Source organism: Caballeronia grimmiae (genome assembly GCF_000698555.1).
Taxonomy (GTDB): domain Bacteria; phylum Pseudomonadota; class Gammaproteobacteria; order Burkholderiales; family Burkholderiaceae; genus Caballeronia; species Caballeronia grimmiae.
The window spans coordinates 70,237-76,923 of sequence record NZ_JFHE01000026.1; the positions used below are offsets into that span (position 1 = coordinate 70,237).

General features: G+C 65.9%; 7 protein-coding genes and 2 pseudogenes. 5 read left to right on the forward strand and 4 right to left on the reverse strand.

Going from position 1 to position 6,687, the window contains the following annotated elements; genetic code table 11:
* Positions 1-6: 6 nt before the first annotated feature.
* Genes BG57_RS22080 through tauA form a run of 3 tightly spaced genes read right to left on the reverse strand, consistent with a single transcriptional unit; the run spans position 7 to position 2,689 of the window.
* On the reverse strand, positions 7-882 hold the full coding sequence (locus BG57_RS22080) for an ABC transporter permease subunit (protein WP_035968044.1): 876 nt from the start codon (positions 880-882) through the stop codon (positions 7-9).
* A complete protein-coding gene (locus BG57_RS22085; protein WP_035968048.1) occupies positions 879-1,658 on the reverse strand; it encodes a taurine ABC transporter ATP-binding protein in 780 nt (259 codons plus the stop codon). The genes BG57_RS22080 and BG57_RS22085 overlap by 4 nt, the downstream gene beginning before the upstream one ends.
* A complete protein-coding gene (tauA, locus tag BG57_RS22090) occupies positions 1,655-2,689 on the reverse strand; it encodes a taurine ABC transporter substrate-binding protein (RefSeq protein WP_035968050.1) in 1,035 nt (344 codons plus the stop codon). Before tauA ends, BG57_RS22085 begins: the two co-directional genes overlap by 4 nt.
* Positions 2,690-3,004: 315 nt before the next feature.
* Here tauA and epsC point away from each other — a divergent pair.
* From epsC to BG57_RS22110, 5 genes and pseudogenes are all read left to right on the forward strand, one after another.
* Positions 3,005-3,947, forward strand: a pseudogene (epsC, locus tag BG57_RS22095) (serine O-acetyltransferase EpsC).
* The gene (locus BG57_RS22100; RefSeq protein ID WP_035968051.1) at positions 3,944-4,174 is read left to right on the forward strand and encodes a helix-turn-helix domain-containing protein; all 231 of its coding nucleotides are present in this window, start codon (positions 3,944-3,946) and stop codon (positions 4,172-4,174) included. Before epsC ends, BG57_RS22100 begins: the two are co-directional and overlap by 4 nt.
* A gap of 183 nt (positions 4,175-4,357) precedes the next feature.
* The gene (locus BG57_RS33885; RefSeq protein ID WP_229753947.1) at positions 4,358-4,717 is read left to right on the forward strand and encodes a carboxymuconolactone decarboxylase family protein; all 360 of its coding nucleotides are present in this window, start codon (positions 4,358-4,360) and stop codon (positions 4,715-4,717) included.
* A complete protein-coding gene (locus tag BG57_RS33890) occupies positions 4,711-4,860 on the forward strand; it encodes a carboxymuconolactone decarboxylase family protein (protein WP_229753948.1) in 150 nt (49 codons plus the stop codon). The genes BG57_RS33885 and BG57_RS33890 overlap by 7 nt, the downstream gene beginning before the upstream one ends.
* A 220-nt stretch (positions 4,861-5,080) precedes the next feature.
* Positions 5,081-6,412: an LLM class flavin-dependent oxidoreductase gene (locus tag BG57_RS22110; protein ID WP_035968052.1), complete on the forward strand. Its 1,332-nt coding sequence runs from the start codon at positions 5,081-5,083 to the stop codon at positions 6,410-6,412.
* A gap of 66 nt (positions 6,413-6,478) precedes the next feature.
* Here the strand turns inward: BG57_RS22110 and BG57_RS22115 are convergent.
* Positions 6,479-6,687, reverse strand: a pseudogene (locus tag BG57_RS22115) (FMN reductase); the annotation flags it as partial.

A 6,687-nucleotide genomic window follows, 5' to 3' on the forward strand; every position in this document is an offset into this window, starting at 1 on the left:
GCGCGATCACCGTCCCTTCCACGGCACGAGCCGCCGTTCCAGCACGCGCATGCCGAAGTCGAAGATCCACGCGATCGCGCCGATTAGCACGATGCCCATCACCACCACGTCGGTGCGCAGGAAGCTCGATGCGTTGAGCACCATCTGTCCGAGCCCGGCGGTCGCGGCGACCATTTCGGCGGCGACGAGCGTGGTCCAGCCGAAGCCGACCGCGATGCGCAAGCCCGTCAGTATTTCGGGCAGCGCGGCGGGCAGGACCACGTGCCACACCACTTGCCTGAAGTTCGCGCCGAGCGACCACGCCGCGTTCACCTGTTCGGCGCTCGCGCTTCGGACGCCCGCGCGCGCAGCCATCGCGATCGGCGCGAAACACGCGAGCCAGATCACGACGATCTTCGCGGTTTCGTCGATACCGAACCAGATCACGACGAGCGGCAGATACGCAAGCGGCGGCAGCGGCCGATAGAATTCCAGCGGCGGATCGAGCACGCCGCGCGCGATGCGGCTTACGCCCATCAGAATGCCGATAGGCACCGCCGCGACCACAGCCAGCGCGAACGCGCCGAACACGCGGATCGCGCTCCACAGCAGATGCTCGGACAGCGGCAGTCCGCCCTGCAGACGTCCGTGCACTGCATCGATGAAAGCGCGCCACACGGCTTCGGGCGAGGGCAGAAAGAGCGGCGGCAGCCAGTGGAAATGCGTCGCTGCCCACCAGAGCGCCGCGAGCGTCGCGACGCACAGCACGCTGGGCACGGCCGTCGGACCCGCACCCGGCATGCCGCGATAGCGCGCGCCCCGTTTACCGTGCGCCGTGCGTGGCGCCACGCGCGGCGCAGTCGCCGGGCGCGGCAATCGCGCGTCCTGGGCGGGCTGGGTCATGCGGCCTCCGTCTCGGTGCGATGCAGGCGGCGCGTCAGCCGCTCGCGCCATTCGATGAACGCGGGCGACGACTTCACCGCGCGCGCATCGCGGTTGCGGATATATTCACGCGAGAACGGCAGTTCATGCACTTCCTCGATGCGTCCCGGACCGGGCGTCATCAGCACGAGACGCGTCGCGAGAAAGAGCGCTTCCTCGACGCTGTGCGTGATGAAGAACACCGTCTTGCCAGTGCGCGCCCAGACGTTGAGCACCAGCTCCTGCACGGTTTCGCGCGTGAGGGCGTCGAGCGCGCCCATCGGCTCGTCCATCAGCAGCACTTCGGGATCGCTCGCGAGCGCGCGCGCGATGCCCACGCGCTGCTGCATGCCGCCGGACAGCGCGTAGACCTTTGCATGCTCGTGCTGCGCGAGGCCGACGAGCGCGAGCGAGCGGCGCGCGATCTCGCGCCGCTCGCGGCGCTTCATGCCGCGAAAGCGCAGGCCGAGCGCGACGTTGTCGAGCACGTCGAGCCAGGGCATCAGCGCATATTTCTGAAAGACCACGCCGCGCTCCGCGCCGGGTCCGGCGATCGGCTCGCCGTTGAGCGACGCCTCGCCTTCGGTCGGATCGACAAAGCCGGCGAGGCAATTGAGCAGCGTGGTCTTGCCGCAACCCGATGCGCCGAGCGCCACCACGAACTCGCCGCTGCCGATGTGCAGGTCGACGCCCTTCAACGCGGGCGCGCTCGCGCCTTCGTACGTGACGCCGAGGTTGCGAATGGAAAGCGACGTCATTTCGCGGCCTGCTGCACGAAGCGCGGATCGACGCCGGTGGAATAATCCGCGAGCACGTTCTGGATCGTGCCCTGCTGCTTGAGGAACTGCGCGGTTGCGGCGAGCGACTTGGCCGCGCCAGATTGCTGGCCGCCCCCGAGCCAGGCCGGCGACGCCTGCTCGCTCGCGTTCGGGAACGCATAGAGCGCGAGGCTTGCGGGCACGTCGGCGGCGTTCGCGCCGGACTCCTGCGCGACGGCCTGAACCTGCTTCGAGCCGACGCTCCAGTCAGCCTTGTGATCGCGGTATTGGGCGTCGGTATTGGCGAGCACCTTGACGAAGCCGTCCAGGAACGCGGCATTGTCCTGCGCGAATTTGCGCGACGCGACGAAGCCGTCGAAGGTTGCCTTGCCCGATTCCTTCGCCACTTCGCCCGACGTGATGAGCACCTTGCCGTTCTGCTTCGCCTTGGCGAGCACGGGGTCCCAGATATACGTCGCGTCGATGTTGCCGCGCTCCCACGCGGCGGCCACTTCGGGCGGACGCAGATTGACGATTTTCACGCTCGACGGATCGACGCCCGCCTGCTGCAACGCGACGAGCGCATGAAAGTGCGACGTCGAGACATAGGGCACGCCGAGCGTCTTGCCCTTGAGATCGGCGAGCTTGTTGACGCCCGAGCCGTTGCGCGCGACCAGCGCCTCGGCGTCGTTGATGTTGTCGAGAATCCAGAACAGCGAAAGATCGACACCTTGCGAAAGACCCGCCGCAATCGGGCTGGAACCGGCCTCGCCAAGCTGAATGGAGCCGGACGCGAGCGCGCGGATCACGTCCGCGCCGCTGCCGAGCTTGCGATACGTGACCTTGTAGCCTGTGGCTTTCTCGACGGCGCCCGTCGCCTGCGCATAGCGCCAGGGCACGACCATGTCCTGATAGCCGATGACCACTTCGCGCGTTTCGGCCTGGGCATGAACAGGGGCCAGCGCGACGGCGGCGAACAGGATGGAAGCGATGCCTGCGATCAGTTTGCGACGGTGGTTCGTGTGTGTCATGGCGCGTGCCGGATGGTGTGGTGAAGCCTTCGACTATAGGCACTCTGCGTGCCGCGGCTACGAATGATTTGTGCGTAGCAAATGACGCAAAACACCCTTCATCCATGTTCGATGCAAATCTTCATTTCCAAATGAGAAATCCATGGTTCTGCTATCGGTGGATGTCTCGCATAGTCGAGCGTGATGGCTATAGACAGCAGTACTCCATCACACGCCTGTCATCAGCGGCGCGGCACGCATAACGGCTGGCACTACCTCGGCCTGCCGTGGGTTCGGGACTAGAGCGGACTTCCCTACATCGAAAGGACTGCACCCATGGCTGTATTCGACATCGACGACATCGTCCAATCGCTTCAGACGGTCCGCCAGCAGTGGCGAGAAGGGCAAAAGCGCTCGCTCGCCGGGCGGGCGCGAGCTTCCCGCGCGCGAGGCGCTTGGCGACATCATCGGCGCGCTGAAGGGCGCGCTCTTTCCGATGCGGCTCGGCCCGCCCGACCTTCGTCAGGAGAGCGAAAACTTCTACGTCGGCCACGCGCTCGACTTCGCGCTGCAAGGCCTGCTCGTGCAGGCCAGGCTTGAGTTGCAATACAAGGCGCGTCACCTGCCGCGCGACGAACACGCGTTGGAAACGCGCGCGAGCGATGCGATACGCGCGTTCGCGAGTACGCTGCCGCGCATTCGCAGCCTGCTCGACAGCGACATTCTCGCGGCCTATCACGGCGACCCGGCGGCCGGCAGCGTCGATGAAGTGCTGCTCTGCTATCCCGGCATTCTCGTGATGATTCATCATCGCGTCGCGCACGAGCTGTATCGGCTCGGGTTGCCGCTGCTTGCGCGCATCGTCGCCGAACTCGCGCATGGGGAAACCGGCATCGACATTCATCCGGGCGCACGCATCGGCTCGGGATTTTTCATCGATCACGGCACGGGCGTGGTGATCGGCGAGACAGCCATCATCGGCAATCACGTGCGCATCTATCAGGCGGTGACGCTCGGGTCGAAGCGTTTCCCGCGCGATGCAGAAGGTCATCTCGAGAAGGGCGTCGCGCGCCATCCGATCGTCGAGGACGATGTCGTCATCTATGCGGGCGCGACGATCCTCGGACGCGTGACGCTCGGGCGCGGCGCGGTGATCGGCGGCAACGTCTGGCTTACGCACGACGTCGCGCCGGGGGCTTCGATCACGCAGGCACTGACGCAAAGCGGCGATGCAGGGGCACGCACGCCCGCGGCGCAGATCGAGCAGCTTGCGCCATGAGCACGCTCGTGCGCCGCTTCGGCGCCACGGTGCGTCAATTGCGCGAAGCGCAAGGGTGGACCCAGGAACAGCTCGCGAAATACGCGGGCCTGAACCGGTCGTATGTCGGCGAGGTCGAGCGCGGCGCGTGCATCGCGTCGATCGTCACCGTCGACAAACTCGCGAAGGCGTTGGCCGTGCCGATGGCCCGTCTTCTCGCTCCGCTGCGGCACGATGAGTCCGTCTGATGGCGGGATCGCGCACAGGCCGCAGCCGTTCGCGCGCGATACGATGATCTCGATCAACCCGCGCTCGTCCGTTTCGCCCGATTTGCCCGAACGCCGATTAGCTCATGAGGAATCGATCACACCCGCGCGTCGGCGCGGGCGCTAACTCAGAAGTTCCGCACTCCAGCGCAGGAGCAACCGAAGATGTCCACGATTGCACCCTCCGACCCATTCGCCGATCATCTCTATGCCTACGACACCGACGCGCAACGCGAGCCCGTCTCGCGCTTCACCGTGCCCGACGAGGCACGCCTGCCGCCGCACGTTGCGTCGATTCACGCGAAGTTTCGCCGGCAGTATGGCTTCGTGCCAAACTGGCTCGCTGCGTTGTCGATCAATCCGGACACCGCGTACCGGCTCGTGACCTTCTACGAACATCTGTTCGACCCGCGTCGCAGCCAGTTGACGGCGGCGGAACGCGAAGCGATCGCGGTGGTCACGTCGGCGGCGAACGAATGCAGCTATCGCGTGTTCAATTACAGGCGGCGCTCGCGAACGTGCTGAACGATACCGTGCGCGCGCAGCGCATCGCGCAGGGCGATCGCCATGTGCGGCTGTCGGCGACAGAGGCCGCGCTTGCCGATATCGCGGAGCGTCTCACGCGCGATCCGGGCGGCATTCGCGACGTAGTGCAAGGCTGCGCCTGATCGGTTTCACGCAACAGGCCATGACGGAGGTGCTGGAGAGATCGGCGTTCTTTAACTACGCCAACCGGCTGACGATCGCGCTCAACGTCGTGCCGGACGAGCAGTTCTTCGCGGGGGCGCTATCCTGGCAGCCCATGAAGCGGGAGGCGGGTGATTCGAGCGCCTTTTCGAAACCTGGAGTACCTTGGCGCGACCCGCCACTTTCCGATCGACCGACGCGATGCCGCATTCCCGACAACTCCATCTCGGCGCATTCATGCGTCCGGTCAGCCTGCACACCGGCGCGTGGCGCTATCCCGGCGCCTATCCCGACGCCAACTTCAACTTCAGGCACCTCAAGCGCTTCGTGCAGACGCTGGAAAAGGGCTGCTTCGATGCCTTCTTCATGGCTGATCATCTCGCCGTGCTCAACATGCCGGTGAACGCGCTCAAGCGCAGCCATACGGCGACGTCGTTCGAGCCCTTCACGCTGCTGTCGGCGCTCGCGTCGGTAACCGAGCGCATCGGACTGGTCGCGACGGCATCGACCACGTTCGACGAGCCTTATCACATCGCGCGGCGTTTCGCGTCGCTCGATCATCTGAGCGAAGGGCGCGCAGGCTGGAATCTCGTCACCACGTCGAATCCTGATGCAGCGCTGAATTTCGGCCGCGAGGAGCACATGGAGCACGACGAGCGCTATCGCCGCGCGCGAGAGTTTTACGATGTCGTCACGGGCCTCTGGGATAGCTGGGCCGACGACGCCTTCGTGCGCGACACGCAAAGCGGCCTGTTCTTCGACCCGGAGAAGCTACACGTGCTCGATCACAAAGGGCCGTATCTTTCGGTGCGCGGGCCGCTGAACATCGCGCGCCCGGTGCAGGGCTGGCCCGTGGTGGTACAGGCGGGATCATCGGAAGCGGGGCGGCAGCTCGCCGCCGAAACCGCCGACGCGGTCTTCACGGCGCAGCCGGATCTCGCGGCGGGCAAGCGTTTTTATGCCGATGTCAAAGGCCGCATGGAACGCGCGGGCCGCGCACGCGAGCATCTGAAGATACTGCCGGGCGCGTTCGTCGTGGTGGGCGATTCGCGCGACGAAGCGCACGAGAAGCGCGCATTGCTCGACACCTTCGTGCACGACGACAGCGGCTTCGCGTCGCTGTCGATCGCGCTCGGACACGACGTCTCGTCCTTCGATCCGGATGGCCCGTTGCCCGAGATTCCGGAGACTAACGCGAGCAAAAGCGCGCGCGAACGCGTGATCGATATGGCGCGCACGGAAGGACTCACGGTGCGTCAGCTGGCGCAGCGCGTCGGCGGCTATTCCGGCTTGCAGATGGTCGGCACGGCGACGGATATCGCCGACGAAATGGAGCAATGGCTCGTCGAGGAAGGCAGCGACGGCTTCAACGTGATGTTCCCGTTCCTGCCCGAGGGCCTCGACGATTTCGTCGCGAAGGTGGTGCCCGAGTTGCAGCGACGAGGCATTTTCCGGCGGGCCTACGAAGGCGCGACGTTGCGCGAGCATCTCGGCTTGCCGAGGCCGGGCAACCGGTTCTTCGAAAATCGCTGATGCGCGCGGCATCCGCCGTTATCGCGCAGATACCGGATAGCCCGGGCGCGCTTCCGATGCGCCGAGTCAGCGCTGCGCGAGCGCGACATCGCGCCCGACGTCATGCAACGCATCCGCCCGATGCGAGCCGAAGGCCAGCGCGAAGTTCGACGCCTGCTGCCCGACGGTGCGAAGCTGCTCGACGACCCTCGGGTCCGAGCAGGTCCCAGCGGTTTCGAAGCGCGTTTCCAGCGTGTTGACGGCGGCGCCGAACGGCGTCGGCCAGCCGCGCAGCG